Source organism: Noviherbaspirillum autotrophicum (genome assembly GCF_000818395.1).
In the GTDB taxonomy this organism is placed as follows: domain Bacteria; phylum Pseudomonadota; class Gammaproteobacteria; order Burkholderiales; family Burkholderiaceae_D; genus Noviherbaspirillum; species Noviherbaspirillum autotrophicum.
The window spans coordinates 3,469,415-3,486,172 of sequence record NZ_JWJG01000028.1; the positions used below are offsets into that span (position 1 = coordinate 3,469,415).

Here is a 16,758-nt window from a genome sequence, read left to right on the forward strand (position 1 = left end):
TCAGCCTCCCGCCGCTGCCAGCTTCTCAAAAATTTTCGAGAGCTTTTCGTCGAGCGTGGCGGCGGTAAATGGTTTCACGACGTAGCCGTTGGCACCGGCTTGCGCCGCCGCGATGATGTTTTCCTTCTTGGCCTCGGCGGTCACCATCAGCACCGGAATCTTGGCAAGCGCGGCATCAGCGCGGATATTCTGCAGCATCGTCAGGCCATCCATCACAGGCATGTTCCAGTCGGTGATGACAAAATCGAACTGCTCGCTGCGCAGTTTCGCGAGCGCCATGGCACCGTCTTCCGCTTCGTCCACGTTTGAATACCCCAATTCTTTGAGCAGATTGCGAACGATACGACGCATCGTCGAGAAATCGTCGACAACCAAGAATTTCGTTTTCGGGTCAGCCATGAATCACTCCAATATTTCTTTAACGCGTTATCGAGCCTGCCGAACAATCAACCTTGAATGCGAACGGCTGGCAGAGTTCAAGTATAAATAAAACTTGCTCTAAAACCTTGCTCTATTATGCACCTTGGCATCGGCGGCAGCAGTCATCTTCCGAAGAAAATGCGCGGCTTCGTTGCGCTGCCTGCGCCTGCCTGACCAAGGCTCTCCTGCCATCTTTACAAGCCGCCGTCACACCCGCAGGGCGCGGCTGCTGTGGGTCGCCAGATAATCCAGCACCATCCGCGGCAATGCATTAAGCGCGCCGATCTCGTGCGCGGCACCGACCGCGATCGCCTCGCGCGGCATGCCGAACACGACGCACGACGCCTCGTCCTGCGCGAAATTATAGGCGCCCGCGTTTTTCATCTCGAGCATGCCTGCCGCGCCGTCCTTGCCCATGCCGGTCAAAATTACGCCTACCGCATTCTTGCCGGCACAGCGTGCGGCCGAAGAGAACAGTACGTCGACCGAGGGGCGATGGCGGTTGACCGGCGGGCCCTGGTCGAGCTGCGTCACATAGTTCGCGCCGCTGCGTGCCAGCAGGAGATGCGAATGACCAGGCGCGATGAATGCATGACCAGGCAGGACGCGCTCGCCGCCGGCGGCTTCCTGCACCGTGATCTTGCACAGACTGTCCAGCCGTCGCGCAAACGAACGGGTAAATCCTTCAGGCATATGCTGCGTAATCAGTATGCCCGGGCAGTCGGACGGCATCTGCATCAGGAATTCCTTGATCGCTTCCGTGCCGCCGGTAGATGCGCCGATGATGATGAGCTTCTCGCTACTAGTGAGCGGATTGCGGATCATCGGCAGCTCCGTTCCCGCTTCCTTGTTCGTATCGGCATGAACGATGGCGCGTGGCTTGACGCGCGCCTTTGCCGCCGCCCTGATCTTGTCGGCGATCAGCTCGGTATATTCGAGCATGCCGCTCTGGATCGACAGCTTTGGCTTGGTCACGAAGTCGACCGCGCCCAACTCCAGCGCACGCAGGGTGATTTCCGATCCGCGCTCCGTCAGCGAGGACACCATCACCACCGGCATCGGGCGCAAGCGCATGAGCTTTTCGAGAAAGTCCAGCCCGTCCATGCGCGGCATTTCCACATCGAGCGTCAGCACGTCGGGATTGGTCTGCTTGATCAGGTCGCGCGCGACGATCGGATCGGGAGCAACGCCGACCACTTCCATATCCGGCTGGCTGCCGATGATTTCCTTCATGACGCTGCGGATCAGAGCCGAGTCGTCGACAATCAACACTTTCGTTTTCATGATACGTACCTTCCGGGACTTGCTTTCCGAGCCACTGCCGGCTTAGCCGAACAGTTCGACGTCGCCAGATACCGGCGTCGTTTGCAGACGGCTTGCATAATCCTGTTCCCGATTTACCAATGTATTGTTATTCAGTTGCTTGAGTTTCTTGACCAGCACTTTACCGCTGCGCGGGAAAAAATATACCTTGCGCGGGTAGATATCGTTGAGGTCTTCGGCCACGATGCGGATATTCTCGGCGCGCAGATAGTCGCGCACGAACTGGGCATTCCGCTCGCCCACATTAATCGCGATGAAGCCGCGCAGCACGTTGCCTCCTCCGAACACCTTGGCTTCCAAGTTTTCCCTGCGCGCGCCGGCCTTTAGCAGATCGTTGATCAATATTTCCATTGCATAGGTGCCGTACCGCATCGATGCCGACACCGGGCTATCCGCGTCCCCGCCGCCATCCGGCAGCATGAAGTGATTCATCCCGCCGATGCCAGTAACGCGGTCACGGATGCACGCCGACACGCACGACCCGAGCACGGTGACGATCATCATGTCCTTGCAGGTGAAGTAATACTCGCCCGGCAAAATCTTCGCCGCGTCACAGTCAAATGTCCGGTCGTAATAGACGTTCGTCGCAAAATGTTCTTCGACTGCGTAGCTCATAATTCTTTCTCAAGCCGGCGCGGCGGCGCCGGGCGCCCGGCCGCGCGATGCGGGTCCAACTCGTACACGGTTTTGCCGCGCAGCTTGAACGCATCGGATACATACAGAAAATTTTCGGAGTGCCCTGCAAACAGCAGCGCATCCGGCTTCATCAACGGCACAAAGCGCGACAGGATTTTGCTTTGCGTGGGCTTGTCGAAATAGATCATCACATTGCGGCAGAAGATCGCATCGAACTGCCCCGAAATCGGCCAGCTGTCGGCCAGCAGATTCAATTGCTTGAATGTCACCATTTCGCGCAGTTCCGGCCGCACTCGCACCAGCCCTTCCTGCTGCCCCTTCCCCTTGAGGAAGAAGCGCTTGGCGCGTTCGGGCTGCATCTTGTCCAGTCGGTCGAGCGCATAGATGCCGCTGGAAGCCGTGTTGAGCACGTTGGTGTCGATATCGGTGGCCACGATATGCGCCTGCGGCGTGAGCGTACCCAGCGCTTCGCACAGCGTCATCGCGATCGAATAAGGCTCTTCGCCGGTAGAGCTGGCGCAGCACCAGATCGAGATCGGCTCTTTCCTGTTGCGCACATGATCCGCAAGAATCGGAAAGTGATGAGCTTCGCGGAAAAAACTGGTCAGGTTGGTGGTGAGCGCATTGGTGAACGCTTCCCACTCGCTATCGTCGCCCTTGCTCTCCAGCGTGTCGAGATAAGCCTGAAAGGAGCGGATGCCGGTGGCGCGCAAGCGCCGGGCCAGCCGGCTATACACCATCTCCTGCTTGCTCTCAGCGAGCGCGATACCGGCCCGTTTATAAATCAGGCCCCTGACTCGTTCGAAGTCGCGAGCGGTGAACTCGAACTCCTTGATGGCATCCGATTTGTTTGGTCTCACTGAATTCATCACGCCGAACTACTTCCCCTGTTTCGCACTGCCCGCGGACACCTCGATGGCGTCCGTCGTCGCTTCCCTGTCCAGATCGTGCCATGCCTGGAATTATGATTCTCCTGATCATGACATCATCAAAAGAAAAGAACCCCATTACCCTGCCTGTTAGGAAAAAGGCGTGCCTGTTCAAGCACGCCTTTTTCACCTGCTTGCATCGTGGCTAACGCGCGTCGGATTCAAAACTCTTCCCAGTCGTCCCCGCTGCCCGCCGGTGCGGCTTTCGGCCTGGCAGCCGGCGGCAACGCGGTACCACCGGCCGAGACACCGGAGCGGGCCGGAATCTTTGCCGGCGTCGCCGGGCGCGAAGGCGCGCTTGCGCTGCGCGCTGGAGCCAGGGCCAGCGACTGGGCGCCGTCCTTCAGCTTGAACACCGATACCGCCTGCGCCAGCGTCGCCGCCTGGCTCTGCATGCTTTCCGCCGCAGCCGCCGCTTCTTCCACCAGCGCCGCATTCTGCTGCGTCATTTCATCCATCTGGCTGATGGCGCGATTGACTTCTTCAATGCCGTTGCTCTGCTCGGCGCTCGCCGCCGCGATTTCACTCATGATGTCGGCCACATGCTTGACCGACGTGACGATCTCGTCCATGGTCTTGCCCGCCTCGTCAACCAGCTTGCCGCCCGCGTCGACCTTTTCCACCGAGTCCCCGATCAGCGACTTGATTTCCTTGGCCGCCCCCGCCGAACGCTGCGCCAGGTTGCGCACCTCGGCCGCCACGACCGCGAAGCCGCGTCCCTGCTCTCCCGCACGCGCCGCTTCCACCGCCGCATTCAGCGCCAGGATGTTGGTCTGGAACGCGATGCCGTCGATGACGCCGATGATATCGACGATCTTGCGCGAGCTTTCCTTGATCGAGCCCATCGTTTCGACCACCTGCCCCACCACCCGGCCGCCCTTGAGCGCGTAGTCGGAGGCCGACACCACCAGCTGGTTGGCCTGGCGTGCGTTTTCCGCGTTCTGGCGCACGGTCGAAGTCAGTTCTTCCATCGACGACGCCGTCTCTTCCAGCGAACTGGCCTGCGACTCGGTGCGCGCCGACAGGTCCGCATTGCCGGTGGCGATCTCGCGCGAAGCCACATTGATCGTTTCGGTGCCCTGCCGCACTTGGCCAATGGTATGAACCAGGCTGTCAGTCATGTCTTTCAGCGCCTGCAGCAATTGCCCGGTCTCATCCGATGAGCGCACTTCGATCCGCTGAGTGAGATCACCCGCCGCAACGCTCTTGGCAACGCGCACCGCTTCATTCAGGGGAGCCGAAATTGCGCGGATCAACCACATCCCGACGAACCCAGCCATCGCCAGCCCAAACAGGATGGCCGCAATCGACATGGCGCGCACAGTGAAGTAAACGCTCTGACTATGCTCGAACTCGCTTTTCGCCACGTTCTGCTGCAGCCTGACGAGTTCGTCAAAGCTCACCTGCATGGGGGCGTAGTACTGCGCCATCGGCCCCTGCATGACTTCCATCGTCATTTGCACGTTGTTGGAACGCTGCGCATTGATGGCCGGGCGCAGCCCTTCGGCGATGAACTTCTTGTAGTTCTCGTTGAATCTGTCGGCAAGCTTTCTCTCATCGGCAGTCAACGGCCCGGACAGATAGGATTCCCACGTCTTGTCTATTTCGACGATACGCTTTTCGGCCTCTTCCATCTTCTTGACGACGACGATCGGATCGCCGTTCATCGTCTCCGCAATCGCCATGCGATCGCTATCGATGGCGCGCGCGACAAAATCGAGCTTACCCATTGGCACTAGCCGCGTCTCGTACATCGTCTTGAGCGAGGCATTGGCGGAATGCAGGCTGGTCAGGCCGATAATGCCGCCGCTCACAAGCAGCATCGACAAGAAACCAATTACGAAAACCAGGCGCGACTTAATCGTCAGATTTCTGAACATTTGTCTCCTCCTCCCGCCGCAGTCAGATCGCCGGCACATGCCGGCATTCCCTGCAGCGCTGCTAATCGTTGTTATCGCCGCAGCGTGTTTCCGCTGCTTTTATGGCGTGGATGTTCTTATGCAGCGAGCTTGTCGATCAGTCCCATCTCGGCGCTCGACATGAGCTGGTCGATATCGACCAGAATCAGCATGCGCTGATCGACGGTGCCCAGGCCGATCAGGTAATCGGTATTGAGCGCCGTGCCCATTTCCGGCGCCGGCTTGATCTGCTCCGGCGAGAGGGTGATCACGTCAGAGACGCTGTCGACCACCATGCCGACCACGCGCCCGCCGATGTTGAGGATGATCACCACGGTGAACTGGTCGTAGGTCGGCGTGCCGAGGTTGAACTTGATGCGCATGTCGACGATCGGCACGATAATGCCGCGCAGGTTCACCACGCCCTTGATGAATTCGGGTGCGTTGGCAATGCGCGTGACAGTTTCGTAGCCGCGGATTTCCTGCACCTTCAGAATGTCGATTCCATACTCTTCCTTGCCCAGGGTGAAGGCGAGAAATTCCTGGCCGGCGACGTCACGATCGGATTTTTCGCCGGGTGCCGAAGTATTGATTTGCGCTGCTTGCATCATGTCGTTGTCCTTATCAGGAATAAATGGATTCGTCGCTGAGCTGCCGGCTCGAACGCAATAGCGCAGCGACGTCAATAATCAGGGCGACGCCGCCGTCGCCCAGAATCGTGGCACCGGAAATGCCGGCGACCTTGCGGTAATTCGATTCCAGGTTTTTCACGACCACCTGTTGCTGCCCCACGAGGTCGTCGATGAACAGTGCCGCCTTCTTTCCGTCTGACTCGAGGATGACGACGATGCCTTGCGACGGGTCGGTGAAGCGCGGCTCGATGCCGAACATCTGGTACAGGGGGATCAGCGGCAGGTACTCGCCGCGCACCTTGATCACGCGCCCTTGGCCGGTGATTTCCTTGACATCGGATGGATCGGGCTGCAGCGATTCGACCACATAGCCCAGTGGCAGAATGTAGATTTCCTCGCCCACCTTGATCGACATGCCATCGAGGATTGCCAGCGTGAGCGGCAGGGAGATCGATATCGTTGTGCCGAAACCCTTGGCCGAACGGATGTCGACCACGCCGCCCATCGCGGTGATGTTGCGCTTGACGACGTCCATGCCGACACCGCGCCCGGACACATCCGTGACCACTTCGGCGGTTGAAAAGCCTGGCGCAAAAATCAATTGCCAGACGTCGGAGTCGGACATGGAATCCGATACGGCCAGTCCCTTTTCCTTCGCCTTGGCCAGAATTTTTTCGCGGTTCAGTCCGCCGCCGTCGTCGGTGACTTCGATGATGATGTTGCCGCCCTGATGCGCCGCAGATAGCGACAGCTTGCCCATTTCGCTCTTGCCTGCAGCCAGACGCACGTCCGGCATTTCGATGCCGTGATCGATGCTGTTGCGCACCAGGTGTGTCAGCGGGTCCACAATGCGCTCGATCAATCCCTTGTCGAGTTCGGTTGCCGCGCCGTGCGTGACGAATTCGATGCGCTTGCCGAGCTTGGTCGCCAGGTCGCGCACCATGCGTGGAAAACGAGAAAACACATAATCCATCGGCATCATGCGAATCGACATCACGGCTTCCTGCAAGTCGCGCGTATTGCGGGTGAGCTGGCTGACGCTGTTGAGCAGGCGTTCGTGAATCATCGGGTCGAGCGAACCGGTACGCTGCTCGATCATGGCTTGGGTGATGACCAGTTCGCCGACCAGGTTGATCAGCTGATCCACTTTTTCAATCCCGACCCGGATCGACGTCGATTCCGAATTGTGGGCATTCTTGTCAGCGATCCTAGGGGTTGCCTTCTTCTCCGCCGCCGCATTGCTTGCCGCGTCATGCCCATGCGCCGACGCTACCGCAGTCACATCCTGCGGCGTTGCCTTGGCCGCGGCTTCTTTCGCCTCGCGGGCTTCCTTCATCACCGGCGTCTCGAATCCGTCGAAAAATCCGTAGCCCTGCCGTTCTTCCTGCGCCGACTTCTCGGCAGCCAGCTGTTCGGAGGTCGGCTCCAGCGGCTCGAAAAAACCGTATCCCTGCGCCTCTTCCTGCGCCGCCTTCAATTCGGCGGCCGTCATCACGCGCGGCATCTCTTGCTCGGAAATCTTCAGGTCCTTCGGGTCCAGGATAAACGAGCAGATCGCGACGATATCGTCGGCACTCGCATGACCGGCCAGCGTGAACACGACGCGGCCGTCGTCCAGAAGTGCCTTGCTGATCTGCCCCAGCAGACCCAGCTCTGCCATCAGCGCCTCGACGTCGCGCTCCGATGCGGGCGGCAGCTCGATCCGGAACTGGCGTAGGCCATCCGCGGCCACGACGGGCGCGGCTTCCGCTTTCGGCGCCAGCTCGATCGACGCGGTCGGAGCCGCCTTCGCCACCTCTCCCTGGGACAGCGACAGCAGCATCATCCGCGCATCGGCAACCGCTTCCTGATCGACCGGCGTCTGCAGTCGATGGCCGTCCAGCTGCATCTTGAGCACGTCCTTGGCGACCAGGAACGCGTCGACATGTTCCGCCGACAGCGCCATTTCTCCCTTGCGGATCTTGTCGAGCAAAGATTCCAGGACGTGCGTCACATCGATCAGGTCGGTCAGGCCGAAAGTGCCGGCACCGCCCTTGATGGAATGCGCAGCCCGGAAGATGGCGTTGAGATCCTCCGGGTCGGGCGACGCTACGTCGATCGCCAGCAGCAGCTTTTCCATTTCGGCGAGAAGTTCCTCGGTTTCGTCAAAGAACACCTGGAAGAACTGACTCATATCGATGGTCATAACACCCTCTACGCTCTACATGTTTCTTATGATGGTTTTTCGCGTCTTGCCTGTGCTATCCGATGACCTTCTTGACCACTTCCGTCAGGCGCTGCGGATCGAACGGCTTGACCAGCCATCCGTTGGCGCCGGCGGCACGGCCTTTCGACTTCATCTCGTCGCTCGACTCCGTGGTCAGCATCAGGATCGGCACCTTCTGGTACGTCGGCAGCCCGCGCAGCGAACGGATCAGGGTCAGGCCATCCATGCGCGGCATGTTCTGGTCGGTCAGGACCAGGTCGAACACCTGCGTGCGGGCCTTGTCCAGGCCGTCCTGTCCATCCACGGCCTCCGTGACCTGGTAGCCAGCGGCCCTCAGGCTGAACACCACCATTTGCCGTAGCGAGCCCGAGTCGTCCACCGCCAATATCGTTTTTGCCATCTTTCTAACTCCCGCTATTTCCGTTTTCCGGGCCTGCAGCCCGTTTTCCTGATTTTTGATTCCGGTTAAAACAACTCGACGTCGCCGCTTTCCATGTGAGTCTGGCAAACCGCCTTCCACAACGCGCTTTCCAGCTTGACGCTCTGTTCTTCCAGCACCGTGTTGATGCCTTTCAGTGTCGCGACAATCTCTTCGCCGGAGTTTTCCGATATGCCGGAACTGCCGGAACCGACCCCACTCAACACCTCGCGCAAGCCGATCACGCGTGTTACGGTGCGGCCGATCAATTGACTCGTCATATCCTGAAACTGCAGCCCGGTGACCGCCGCATTCACGTGCTGGCTGATCTCGCCCTGCTTGGCCTTGAGCTTTTCCGCAATCTCGGGGGTGGGTTTGGTACCGGACAGCAGCAGGTCGATCATCTCTTGCTGCGCTGTGACGGCTTCGTGAATTGCCATGAAGCTGGCGCCAAGCTTGCTGATGGCTTCGCCCAGCAGAATGCTGGTCTGCACCAGGTCAGTCTCGACTTCCGTCAGGTGTTGCGTCCCATGATCCGACAAGTTGGATAACAGGTGCTTTACCTGAGACCCCAACATTTTTTCTCTTGTCATGAAATTATCCTGTCCCACCCTCTCGTTGACTCGATCACGGGCCGAGTTTGCTCACTGAGCCGCTGCGCCGACCACTTCCTGCCGGGCCTGCGCCTCGTTAGTGACTTCCACCGACCCGCCATCCTTCGATGCGGATTCTTCCGCCTTTTTATTCATCACAATGATGCTGATGCGCCTGTTGATCGGATTGAACGGATCGGCCTTGTCGAACAACACCGCCGACGACAATCCGACCACGCGCAGCACCTTGGCTTCGTCCATACCGCCGGCAATGAGCGCGCGGCGCGATGCATTGGCGCGGTCGGCCGACAGTTCCCAGTTGCTGTAGCCCTTTTCACCGCTCGCATACGGCGTGGCATCGGTATGGCCGGACAGGCTGATCCGGTTCGGCACATCGTTGAGCGCTCGCCCGATCTCGAACAGGATATCTTTGGTGTAGGGCTGCAGCTCGGCCTTGGCCAGGGCGAACATGGGTCTATTCTGCTCGTCGACGATCTGGATGCGCAAGCCTTCCGTCGTGATATCGAGCAGCAGCTGATTCTTGAACTGCTTGAGTGCCGGCCGGGCGTCGATCGCGGCTTCGATTTTCTGCTTGAGCGCTTTCAGGCGATTGAGTTCTGCACGCGCCATTTCGGCCTGTACCGCTGCGGTATCGCTCTTCGAGGTGTACAGTCGCTTCGGCCCCGGATCCAGGTCGCTCTTCGTGACCTGCCCCACCTTGCGCGTCAGGTCGCGGCCGCCACCCTGGATCACGCTGGAGCTGTCGCCGCTGCCCGAGCCGCCGGCCATGGCTACCTTGAGCGGCGTCTTGAAGTACTCGGCGATCCCCTGCAGGTCGCCCTTGGTGGTCGAGCCAAGCAACCACATCAGCAAAAAGAACGCCATCATCGCCGTGACGAAGTCGGCATAGGCGATCTTCCATGCGCCGCCATGATGGCCGCCGCTGGTCTTGTTCACCTTTTTTACGATGACTGGCCGTAGCCCTTCGTCTGCCATATCGACTTCCGCGTTGTGTTGACTTGTTTTGGCTGTGCTTACTTCGATTTGGATTGCTTGATGTGCTCTTCCAGCTCGGTGAACGAAGGCCGCTCGGTGGAGAACAGTACCTTGCGCCCGAATTCGACGGCCAGCGCGGGCGCATAGCCGTTCAGGCTAGCCAACAGCGTCACCTTGACGCACTCGAGCATCTTCGACGATTCGTGCAGCTTCTGCTCCAGCAAGGTCGACAGCGGGCCGATGAAACCGTATGCCAGCAAAATGCCCAGGAAGGTACCGACCAGCGCGTGCGCAATCAGGATGCCGAGCTCGGCCGGAGGCAGGCCGACCGACTCCATGGTGTGCACCACGCCCATCACCGCAGCCACGATACCGAACGCCGGCATTGCGTCCCCCAGCTTGGCGACCGCATGCACCGGCACTTCGCCTTCGGCATGGTGCGTCTGGATCTCGTTATCCATCAGGTTCTCGATCTGGAACGCATCCATGTTCCCTGACACCATCAGGCGCAGATAGTCGGTCAAGAACTCGATCACGTGGTGGTCGTGCAGAATGCCTGGATATTTGCTGAAGATCGGGCTTTCCTCCGGCGCATCGATATCGCCTTCGATCGACATCAAGCCTTCCTTGCGTACCTTGCTCAGCAATTCGAACAGCAGCGTCATCAGCTCCATGTAAAGCGCTTTGGTGTACTTCGAGCCTTTCAGGGTGGTAGGCAGTGCCTTGAGCGTGGCCTTGATCGCCTTCCCGTTGTTCCCAACGAAAAACGCACCCGCCGCCGCGCCGCCGATCATGAGCAGCTCGACTGGCTGAACAAGCGCAGCAAGATGCCCGCCCGCGAGCGCAAAGCCGCCGAACACGGCGCCCGTCACGATGAGATATCCGAGAATGACTAACAAGGGTGATGCTCCGCTCTCAATTGATGGACTGCAGACCGCAGCCGGATTTTTTACCTGTACTCGTCAGAATAACAACTAGTCCGCTCAGGCAAATGCTCGAACAGATACCTGAAAGACGGCTTTCACTTTAATTACGGCGCGCACGCAGAAAACTTGACGGCGCACCGCCCACAATTTTATCGACCTGCCTTACTACATATGCCAGCCACATAGAAGCGGCCCACCCTCGGTCGGCGCCATCGTCAGATGCGACGCCACACCCGGTATTGCAAACTCGTAGCTCAGCAACAGCGCCCCGGAGCGCATTTCAGCGCGCGCCTTGCGCCATAGCGCCGGCATGGCCGCCGGCGATAAATAGGCAAATACGACGTCGTATTGTGAGAAATCGACGCGTTCATAGTCGCCACGCACAAAGCGCGCGCCAGTTGGCGATACTTTGGCGCGCAGCGCGCTGATCAGCCATGGCAATGGCGCGATCTCGATTCCCGTGAATACGCTGTCGGGCCGGGTGCGCGCAAGATGCAGGACCAGGCCACCCAAGCCGCTGCCAATATCGGCGAACTGGACTGGCCGGCCTGGCGGCAGCAAGGCGGCAACCGTCTTCCAGGCGGCCGGATTGGATGGATAAAACGGAACCTGTGTGCGGAACGTGCTCCAGTACAGCGCAAGCAGCGCGACGAACACGGCAAGGAAAATAGCCGGCGGAAGCTGCAGCGCCAGCATCGCGACCAGCGCCAATGGGAAGGCCGCCTGGATGGCGAGCCACCAGGGAGCAAGGCGGAACATGCGCGAAAGCAACGCCGCAATCACTCCCTGCAGCAGCGCGGCAACGGCGACCGTCACCTGACGGCCCGACAGCAGCGGCGCGACGGCAGCAAGCGCCAGCACGAATGCGAATGCCAAAATCTGGATCGATGCCGCCCGCATTGCAGGGGCGCGCAGAATCGTTTTGCGGCTCATCGGATGGAGCCCATCATGGTTGGTTCGATAATGCGGCCGGGTGCGCTACGCCAGCAATTCCGCTGCGGCGGAAGCGGCATCCTCTTTGGCTTTCTTGGTTTTCCCGGCGCGCGAAGGCATATGGCACAGGCCGCACACATAGTGGTTGTGCAAGTCGAGCTTATGCACGACGAACTCGCCTGCGCACTTGCTGCAACAAGCCGTTGACAGCATCTTGCTTTCGAAAAAGCGCACCAGAGTCCAGGCCCGCGTCAGCGACAGCACCGGCTCGCCGCTTGGGTCCGGCTCCACCTGCTCCAGGTAAAGCTTGTACGCTTTCATGACCGCCTCGATCCCGGTCACGCCAGCATGCTCCACGAGATACCTGTGAATGTTGATGAACAGGGAAGAATGGATGTTCGGCAGCCAGGTAATGAACCAGTCAGTGGAAAACGGCAGCATCCCCTTCGGCGGCGACACTCCCTTGAGCTCCTTGTACAGCTTCAGCAGCCGCTCACGCGACAGCGTGGTTTCCGACTCCAGCAGCTGCAGGCGTGCGCCGAGATTGATCAGTTCAATCGCGAGCTGGATTTCCTGCGCTTCTGTCACCACACTTTTTTTCGCCATACTCAACCTCGTATTGATGCGCGCCATCCCGGCCCGCACTGCATATTATTTTTTAGGAAATTTGTTCAACTGGTTGCCGCGCCATCAGGATGGCAGCATGCGAATGAGCCAGTTCGCGATCCTTGTTGTAGTTGGTTAACATGCCGAGAATGTGGCCGTCGTCGAAGCGGAAGCGTGCCAGCATCATATTGGTGCCGGCAAGTTTCAGGATTTGCGCATTGCTGAGCCCTTCGAGCAAATCCGCAATTTCGCTGCTAATACCAAGACGGAAAATCGCGGTTGCCTTATCGGCGCGAATCATTTGCTGGGCGAGCATCAAGTAACTCAGATTCGCCTCACGAATCTCGGCAATCATGTCATTCGTGTTCATTTCCCATCTCTCCAATCCAGCAGACGCTGGTGAAGAGCATTCTGCTTGTAGGATTGCCAGACGGAAATAGGTAGTCTTCGGTATTTTCCGTGGGAGAACCTATTGCGCACCACGTAGGGATTTGTCTTACACAATGCGCAAATCGATTGACAATCCGAGCCAGGCGAAACCCGGGTAAAGCCGCATGGATAATGGCTTTACAGCGCGAATTCAGGCGTCACTCGCTGCAATCAAGCTGAACCGGGAAGCAGGCCAAGCAGGACATTACAGGCGGCACCCCGCCTGCCGACAGCGTTAATTTTTCCGACGAACAGCGACAGAAGTGTTGCATTAAGACCGCATTCTCCACGACATCGAATTGCAATGCGCCGCAATGAAGTGCCGCGGCGCGTTGCACTTCCTGTCAGAATTCTTCCCACCCATCGGCGCTGGTCGCCTTGGGCAAGGCGGCTCGCGCCACCCGCTGCGGCACCGCCGCCACACTAGACGGATGAATGCTTCGTGTAGCTGTTGCAACAGGAAGCGCGCCTGGCACATTCGTCCCGTCCAGCTTGAAAACGCCCACCGCCTGCGCCAATCCGCCCGCTTGCCCGCGCATCGCGTCGGCCGCTGCCGCCGCCTGCTCAACCAGAGCGGCGTTCTGTTGCGTGACCTGGTCCATCTGACTCACTGCCCGGTTAATCTGTTCGATGCCGGCCGTCTGTTCATGGCTGGCTGCCGCGATCTCGCCCATGATTTCCGTTACGCTCCGGATGCTGGCGACGATTTCCTCCATCGTCGCGCCCGCCTGGTCCACCAGCTTGGTGCCGGCACCGACCTTTTCCACGGAATCGCTGATCAAGTCCTTGATCTCTCTGGCTGCGGCAGCCGAACGCTGCGCCAGCGTGCGCACCTCCGCAGCCACCACGGCAAACCCGCGCCCCTGCTCACCGGCGCGCGCTGCTTCCACGGCGGCGTTCAATGCCAGGATGTTCGTCTGGAATGCGATGCCATCGATGACGCCGATGATGTCGGCGATTTTCCGCGACGATTCGTTGATCGAGCCCATCGTGTCGACCACTTGCGATACCACCGCGCCGCCCCGGTTTGCGACGTCCGACGCCGATTGCGCAAGCCGATTTGCCTGCCCGGCGTTCTCGGCATTCTGCTTGACGGTCGATGTCAACTCCTCCAGCGAGGATGCGGTTTCCTCGAGCGAACTTGCCTGCTGCTCGGTGCGCGCGGAGAGGTCTTGGTTTCCGGCTGCGATCTGAGACGACGCAGTGGCGATAGCGTCGGTGCTGGCGCGAACCTGGGTGACGATTTGCACCAAGCTGTCGTTCATGTTCTTCAGCGCATACATCAACTGCCCGGTTTCGTCATTCGAGGTAGACGTGATCTTCTGCGTCAGATCACCGCCTGCCACGCTCGATGCCACTTTGACGGCTGCATCCAGCGGCTTGGTAATCGCCAACACCAGCCACCAGCCGACCAGGGCGGCAAACGACAAGCCGAGCAGTATGCCCGCGATGCTGATGTTGCGGACCCACTGGTAAGTGCTTTGCGATTTTTCGTACTCGACCTTCGCCACATCCTGCTGCAGTTTGATGAGCGCGTTGATCTTGTCGCGTACGGGCACGAAGAGGGTCGTCATCGGCCCATGCAGGGCAGCCACGCCAGCCTGAGTATCAAATGTACGCAACGCCTCGACGGCAGGCTTGAGCCCTTCCGCCAAATACTTCTTGCGCGCCTCGGCAAACTCGACCGCCAGCACCTTTTCTTCCGGCGTGAGATAGGTCGCCATGTAGGCGTCCCATTCCCGGTCGATATGCTGAATACGCTCGCCAATCTCCTTGACTGCTGCGTCCCGCTCCCCCTGCTCACCGGTGAGCGCTTTCGCAACATCGGATTCGTTCAGGTTCATCCAGCGGATGATGTGGTCCAGCTGGCCCAGCGCCACCATGCGGTCGTCATAAATCGTTCGAATCGCGCTGTTGGCATGCCCGAGACTGGACACTCCGACGAATCCGCCAACGACCAGCTGAAGGGACAGGAATGCGATAACGGCTATCAGCCGCGTCTTGATGGTAAGGCTTTTCAACATGAGGCAACTTTGGGGAAGGATTTAAACAAAGCGACGACGACCGCAGAGGAAGCGGGCTACGATTTCGCACGGCAGATGACCTAGGTGCGGAATGTAAATCTGTTTTCGGCAACACCGCTTGAAACTGAAGGGGGCGTTCCGCATTTCTCGCCATTTTCAAAAGCAGTAGCAAAGGAATTGCTGCATCAAGAATTGGGCTGAACGACTGGACATAAAAAAACCCGTTGAAAATCAACGGGTTTAGTGTTCCTGGCGGAGACGGAGGGATTCGAACCCTCGATACAGGTTTAAGCCCATATGCTTCCTTAGCAGGGAAGTGCCTTCGACCTCTCGGCCACGTCTCCACTCACTCGGACGACCATTAGCCCACCGAGTGAAGCCACGCATGATAACTGCTCATGCGGACTTGGTCAATGAAACAATGCAATTCCGTCAGGTTTTGATCAAGCTTTTTCCAGGTCGAACGCCTTGTGCAATGCACGCACGGCGAGCTCCATATATTTCTCGTCGATCAGGACGGAGATCTTGATTTCAGAAGTGGAGATCATCTGAATGTTGATCCCCTCTTCCGACAAGGTACGAAACATCTGCGAAGCGATGCCGACATGGCTGCGCATGCCGACACCGACGACCGATACCTTCGATACTTTAGTATCGCCGGTAATGCTGGCGGCACCGATGTGCTCCTTGACCGTCTTGTTCAGCACATCCATCGCCTTGGCATATTCCCCGCGCGGCACGGTGAACGTGAAGTCGGTCTTGCCCTCGACCGACTGATTCTGGATGATCATGTCAACTTCAACATTGGCATCGGCGATCGGGCCGAGAATCTGGTATGCGATGCCCGGCTTATCCGGCACGCCCATCACGGTGATCTTTGCTTCATCGCGGCTGAACGCGATACCGGAAATGACGGCTTGTTCCATGTGTGTATCTTCCTCAAACGAAATCAGGGTGCCGGAATTGGCCTCTTCTTCCAGCGGCATGAGCGGATCGGTCAGCGACGACAGTACGCGCGTCGGCACCTTGTAATTGCCGGCGAATTCCACCGAGCGGATCTGCAGTACTTTCGAGCCGAGCGACGCCATTTCGAGCATTTCTTCGAACGTCACCGTCTTCAGGCGGCGCGCGTCGGAAACCACGCGGGGATCGGTCGTATAGACGCCGTCGACGTCGGTATAGATCAGGCACTCCTGCGCCTTCAATGCAGCAGCAACGGCCACAGCGGACGTATCGGAGCCGCCGCGCCCCAGCGTCGTGATATTACCGCCATCATCCACTCCCTGGAATCCGGTAATGATCACGATCTTGCCCGCGTCCAGATCCTTGTGCACCCGCGCATCGTCGATCGACTGGATGCGCGCCTTGGTAAAGGCGGAATCGGTCTTGATCGGCACCTGCCAGCCGGCGTATGACACGGCTTTCTTGCCGATCGACAGCAGTGCCATCGACAGCAGCGCAACCGACACCTGCTCGCCTGTCGACGCCAGCATGTCGAGCTCGCGCGCATCCGGTTGCGGCATGATTTCCTTGGCGAGAGCAATCAGGCGATTGGTTTCGCCGGACATCGCGGAGGGCACCACGACGATCTGGTGGCCGGCGTCATGCCATTTGGCGACGCGCCTGGCGACGTTCTTAATGCGCTCGGTCGAGCCCATGGAAGTGCCGCCGTATTTGTGGACGATTAAAGCCATAAGGGTTGGGAAGCTTGCGCTGAAGAGAAATGAAGAAATATGATTAAAATCAACCTTTTACTTTACCTTCTGCAACGCAAAATGGCAAGTGGCAG

Annotated in this window: 16 protein-coding genes and 1 tRNA gene; all 17 read right to left on the reverse strand. The window is 59.0% G+C overall.

Going from position 1 to position 16,758, the window contains the following annotated elements:
* The 17 genes from cheY to TSA66_RS17460 all read right to left on the reverse strand — a co-directional run bounded on the left by cheY (position 1) and on the right by TSA66_RS17460 (position 16,663).
* Positions 1 to 399 carry a chemotaxis response regulator CheY gene (gene cheY, locus TSA66_RS17380; RefSeq protein WP_040040853.1) on the reverse strand — a complete coding sequence of 133 codons (399 nt, stop codon included), beginning with the start codon at positions 397 to 399 and terminating at the stop codon, positions 1 to 3.
* A gap of 228 nt (positions 400 to 627) precedes the next feature.
* Positions 628 to 1,704: a protein-glutamate methylesterase/protein-glutamine glutaminase gene (locus TSA66_RS17385; protein ID WP_040040854.1), complete on the reverse strand. Its 1,077-nt coding sequence runs from the start codon at positions 1,702 to 1,704 to the stop codon at positions 628 to 630.
* A 42-nt stretch (positions 1,705 to 1,746) separates the two neighbouring features.
* Positions 1,747 to 2,358, reverse strand: coding sequence for a chemoreceptor glutamine deamidase CheD (cheD, locus tag TSA66_RS17390; protein ID WP_040040855.1), 612 nt, complete (start codon positions 2,356 to 2,358; stop codon positions 1,747 to 1,749).
* Positions 2,355 to 3,248 (reverse strand): CheR family methyltransferase, encoded by an 894-nt coding sequence (locus tag TSA66_RS17395; protein WP_040040856.1) that lies wholly within the window; start codon positions 3,246 to 3,248, stop codon positions 2,355 to 2,357. Before TSA66_RS17395 ends, cheD begins: the two co-directional genes overlap by 4 nt.
* A gap of 221 nt (positions 3,249 to 3,469) precedes the next feature.
* Entirely contained in the window at positions 3,470 to 5,188 is a 1,719-nt protein-coding gene (locus tag TSA66_RS17400; RefSeq protein ID WP_040040857.1) for a methyl-accepting chemotaxis protein, read from the reverse strand.
* A 116-nt stretch (positions 5,189 to 5,304) separates the two neighbouring features.
* The gene (locus TSA66_RS17405; RefSeq protein WP_408639508.1) at positions 5,305 to 5,814 is read right to left on the reverse strand and encodes a chemotaxis protein CheW; all 510 of its coding nucleotides are present in this window, start codon (positions 5,812 to 5,814) and stop codon (positions 5,305 to 5,307) included.
* Between the two features lie 16 nt (positions 5,815 to 5,830).
* Entirely contained in the window at positions 5,831 to 8,023 is a 2,193-nt protein-coding gene (gene cheA, locus TSA66_RS17410) for a chemotaxis protein CheA (RefSeq protein ID WP_040040859.1), read from the reverse strand.
* A 55-nt stretch (positions 8,024 to 8,078) separates the two neighbouring features.
* Positions 8,079 to 8,444 carry a response regulator gene (locus tag TSA66_RS17415; RefSeq protein ID WP_040040860.1) on the reverse strand — a complete coding sequence of 122 codons (366 nt, stop codon included), beginning with the start codon at positions 8,442 to 8,444 and terminating at the stop codon, positions 8,079 to 8,081.
* A 65-nt stretch (positions 8,445 to 8,509) separates the two neighbouring features.
* Positions 8,510 to 9,055, reverse strand: coding sequence for a hypothetical protein (locus tag TSA66_RS17420; protein WP_040040861.1), 546 nt, complete (start codon positions 9,053 to 9,055; stop codon positions 8,510 to 8,512).
* A gap of 51 nt (positions 9,056 to 9,106) precedes the next feature.
* Entirely contained in the window at positions 9,107 to 10,051 is a 945-nt protein-coding gene (gene motB / locus TSA66_RS17425; RefSeq protein WP_040040862.1) for a flagellar motor protein MotB, read from the reverse strand.
* A 38-nt stretch (positions 10,052 to 10,089) separates the two neighbouring features.
* Positions 10,090 to 10,950, reverse strand: coding sequence for a flagellar motor stator protein MotA (motA, locus tag TSA66_RS17430; RefSeq protein WP_040040863.1), 861 nt, complete (start codon positions 10,948 to 10,950; stop codon positions 10,090 to 10,092).
* Between the two features lie 192 nt (positions 10,951 to 11,142).
* Entirely contained in the window at positions 11,143 to 11,910 is a 768-nt protein-coding gene (locus tag TSA66_RS17435; protein WP_040040864.1) for a class I SAM-dependent methyltransferase, read from the reverse strand.
* A gap of 45 nt (positions 11,911 to 11,955) precedes the next feature.
* Entirely contained in the window at positions 11,956 to 12,516 is a 561-nt protein-coding gene (flhC, locus tag TSA66_RS17440; protein ID WP_040042714.1) for a flagellar transcriptional regulator FlhC, read from the reverse strand.
* A gap of 52 nt (positions 12,517 to 12,568) precedes the next feature.
* Positions 12,569 to 12,886, reverse strand: a complete 318-nt coding sequence (gene flhD, locus TSA66_RS17445; RefSeq protein WP_040040865.1) for a flagellar transcriptional regulator FlhD — start codon at positions 12,884 to 12,886, stop codon at positions 12,569 to 12,571.
* A gap of 403 nt (positions 12,887 to 13,289) precedes the next feature.
* The gene (locus TSA66_RS17450) at positions 13,290 to 14,969 is read right to left on the reverse strand and encodes a methyl-accepting chemotaxis protein (protein ID WP_052452401.1); all 1,680 of its coding nucleotides are present in this window, start codon (positions 14,967 to 14,969) and stop codon (positions 13,290 to 13,292) included.
* A 250-nt stretch (positions 14,970 to 15,219) separates the two neighbouring features.
* A tRNA-Ser gene (locus TSA66_RS17455) sits at positions 15,220 to 15,313 on the reverse strand.
* A 99-nt stretch (positions 15,314 to 15,412) separates the two neighbouring features.
* Positions 15,413 to 16,663 (reverse strand): aspartate kinase, encoded by a 1,251-nt coding sequence (locus tag TSA66_RS17460; RefSeq protein WP_040040866.1) that lies wholly within the window; start codon positions 16,661 to 16,663, stop codon positions 15,413 to 15,415.
* Positions 16,664 to 16,758: the final 95 nt, after the last annotated feature.